This is a genomic window from Bacillus cereus group sp. Bc031 (assembly GCF_027716265.1).
Lineage (GTDB): Bacteria > Bacillota > Bacilli > Bacillales > Bacillaceae_G > Bacillus_A > Bacillus_A paranthracis.
The window spans coordinates 1-3,835 of the sequence record NZ_JAQFUL010000165.1; the positions used below are offsets into that span (position 1 = coordinate 1).

The window sequence follows — 3,835 nt, forward strand, 5'->3', positions numbered from 1 at the left end:
CTCCATTGAATTTGCATACTTAGTATGCGAATTCAGGAGGTGTTTTTTTCATGTGCCACTATTCGGGTTCACTTCAATATTCTGAGCGTTTTCATTTCCTTCTCCAACTAAAGCACCAGGTAGTGTAAAAAGCTATTTCACCATTTGTATTATTAACTTATCTTTTAACATTGACCTATACGAGTCAATTTCATATTTTGTATTATTGATTTTTTCTTTGTTCATTTTTAACATATCAAATATTTCTAACTCTAAATTCCTTCTAGCTTCAAGAACTTTTATCGTTCCTTCTACACCTGAATGGTTATGTTCTTTCCCATAGCCTTGGTTCGTGTAATAGTCGACAAATCCTGTAGACCATTCTGGAGTTCTTTCTTTTAATGCCTTCCTAAATGAAAGTTCAAGATTATCTTGTTCTACATAGAATAACATTGGATTTAGATTCTCTATGATTTTTGCAACTTTCATTACATAATTTATTATTTTTTCTTTTTGTTCACCGTATTTAATCATCCCAATCGTTAATGGGTTTTGTATGAAACAACATTCAAAAATATAAACCTTATCATCTTCTAGAGCAATTTCAGCAAAGTCATTCCATTTGTCAGCAATTAATTCAACATTTTTATCGAATGGTAATTCATATATATCGTTTCTTGAAATATCGTTACATAATTCGTCCGAAAACTGGTCACCAAACTCATTTTTTATCTTTCTGTATGGTAATAAATAATTGCTTCCTTTTTTTAAAACTCTTTTAAGAAGCACTTCTTTAAAATCTCCACTGTTAGATACTAATCTATCGAATTCAAATTTATTAAAACAAGATACACCATCATAGTCGGCGGGGTGGTTCAAATTCCCCTCTAAAAATAGTTCAACTTCAATTTTATTTTGGCTTAGAATTTCATTTATTAGCTTTGCAGTGGTCGATTTTCCGAATCCAGGTAAACCTTCTACTATTATTAGTTTTGCATTCATATTTATAAATCCCTTCCTTCAAAGTATTTAACCAAGATTTAAAAAATTAATTACTCCACTGCAATCACTCCTTCAAAATATGATATTCACCATTTCCTTTGAAAAATCCTTCTTAAAGTATCCTGACCGTTAGTTTAAGAACATTTTTTCACAATCTCTACCATTATTTTAACATAAATTTTCCATTTATCTTTTAAACCAAATACTTTGTCAGTAATCCCCAATCGTTGCGCTGCTGTTTTTACTGTTTTCTTTTTCTCTTCCTTTGCAATTTTACTATATAAAAGTACTTAAACAATGTAATACCAATTAAAAAAGGGATGCTAAATCATATGTGATTTACATCCCTAATTTGTGTGTTATTTTATATGTTCTCTCCCATAACTGAAACAGTTACTTTTAAAAGGCGATTCTTTTATTTCCTTTCACTTAATTTCTTTGCATAATTCTTCATTTTACTCGTTAAGCCTATTAAAGCAGGTAGCAATATCGGCATCACAATAATAGCTAATAGTAACAATGCAACACCAACAACGGATGCTACTTGTATAAGCGTTAATACACCTGAAGGAATTAATGCAGCAAATGTACCACCTAAAATAAGTGCCGCTGATAATACGACTCCTCCGATATGACGAGAAGCAGTTACAATTTTCGTCGCTGGGTCCTCTTCTAACTCATTGTATCTCATCATTACAAAAATACTATAATCCACTCCTAAAGCGACAATCATTATGAAACTAAAGAATGGAACATTCCAGCTTAGTGAATCTACGTTTAGTAAGTGTGTACTAATTTGTTCACTTATACCAAGTGATGCAAAATAAGCTAATATTAAAGATCCAATAATAAAGATTGTGTTTAATAATGAACGTGTAATCACGATTAATACGATTGCAATTCCAATTAACATAATTGTAGCTGTACGTAAGAAGTCTTGCCCTGTTACTTCTTTTAAATCAACGTTTCTAGCTGTTGTTCCTCCAATTGCTGTTTTCGCATGATTTAATTCCGTCCCCTTCAAAGTACCATCTATCGTTTTATTGATTTCTTGAATAATTGGCATGGCTTCTTTTGAATACGGATTTACGTCTAAAATGATTGTCATTTTAGCAGTCTTTCTATCATGTGACATGTACGTATTCAAAGCTTTTTGGAAATCTTCTCCCTCCAAAACTTCTTTTGGAATATAAAATTTCTCAGAGCTTTTTGATTCATTTAGTTCTCCTAAATATTTCTGAGCATCCCCTAGGCCGTTACTTACCTTTTCAAGGCCTTCTGTACTTTTAGATAGTCCTGATTGTAATTGTCCCATCTGTTCTTGCAAGTCTTTCAGTCCGGTTAATAGCTGACCTTGCCCATCGTTTATTTTCGTTAATCCGGTTTGTAACTCAGATGACTTGTTTGCAATTTGTTTTGAACCTGTTGCTCCTTCATTTAATCCATTTTTAAGATCAGCTGCTCCTTTTTGTAACTTAGTAACTCCATTGCTCATTTCTTTTAAGCCGTTATCCACTTTCAATAACGATTGATTCGCTTCTTTAAATGATCCCATCGCCGCATTGTGCTGCGCTGCTAATTGATTTAATTCATTTGACAGCCCACCTAATTGCTTTTGAGCCTCTTTAGCAATTCCTATCGTCTGCAGAATGTTAGGATCATTTGCTAATTCTGGTTTCGTTTGAATGAAATTGGTCATTAACATTTCAATTTGTTCATAACCTTTCTTCGCACCGTCAATCGCTTGAGAAATACTTCCGAAGTATTGATCGTAAGAACTTAAACCTTTTTCTAACTGCGTATAGCCAGCATGAAGTTGTGAAGTTGCATGAGATAATACACTTATATTTTCATTTACTGAAGTTAACCCACTCTCAATTTGCTGCGTCATTTATGCCATTTGATAGTTGATTTAAAGCTGTTCCTAATGCCAATACACCATTTTTCGCTTCATTTGTTCCATCAATTAACTTTTGAACGTTTGCAAGACTATTTGAATCCTTACTACCCATTTTATCTTTCGCAGTAGTTAATCCATCATTAATTTCCTTTATACCACCATTGGCATCTCCTAAACCTGTATTTAGTTCACCCGCTTGTTTATTTATATATAGTTCTTTAATTCTTTCACCAGTTGGACGTGTCGGTGCATATACTTCTGAAACACCTTTCACTTTCAAAATCTTTTCAGTTAGTTCATCTAAAGTTTGAAGCGAACTCGCCTCATCTAACTTATTATTCGATTGAATGACTAACGTACTTGGTGAAGAAAAACCAGGTGGAAAATGTTCTTCTATTACGTTAATCCCCATTTTCGACTCATATTTATTGTCTACTTCAAATAAATCGTTGTAATTAAGTGTATTAGAATACTTTAATACGAAAGGAATCGATATCACGAATACAATAATTAAAGCGACAAACGGTCTTGCAACTGAATTTTTCGCAAAGAATCCCCATAGACGACTATCTTCATGACCTTTAAATGTTTTAACTGGATAAAACATCCCTTTTCCTAGAAGCACCATGAAAAATGGATTTAACGTAGTTAATACGAGTAATAATACTGCAACACCAATTGCTACCGCTGAAGTAGATTGATATAATTTAAAGCTCGCTAAAGCAAGAGATGCAAAACCAATTAGTACTGCTATCCCGCTATATAAAACGGTTTTCCCTGCCGATTTAAATGTTTCTTTCGTAGCCAAAAATGAGTTTTCTTGTTTACTTAATTCTTCTTTAAATCTCGTAAATAATAAAATGTTATAGTCTGTTCCAACCCCATGCCCATCAACTTAAGAACGAAAACAAAATGAACTTTCGTTCAAACAAACTAAAAAACACGTAATGTACT

General features: G+C 32.8%; 1 protein-coding gene and 1 pseudogene. Both read right to left on the reverse strand.

Going from position 1 to position 3,835, the window contains the following annotated elements; genetic code table 11:
* Positions 1–132: 132 nt before the first annotated feature.
* Positions 133–981, reverse strand: a complete 849-nt coding sequence (locus tag PDQ33_RS28395) for a hypothetical protein (RefSeq protein WP_000992226.1) — start codon at positions 979–981, stop codon at positions 133–135.
* A gap of 415 nt (positions 982–1,396) precedes the next feature.
* A pseudogene (locus PDQ33_RS28400) lies at positions 1,397–3,764 on the reverse strand (MMPL family transporter); the annotation flags it as partial.
* Between the last annotated feature and the right edge of the window lie 71 nt (positions 3,765–3,835).

What these genes read in the sequence shown, in the direction of transcription:
- PDQ33_RS28395 (WP_000992226.1), bottom strand. Translation starts at nt 981, where the DNA reads ATGAATGCAAAACTAATAATAGTAGAAGGTTTACCTGGATTCGGAAAA.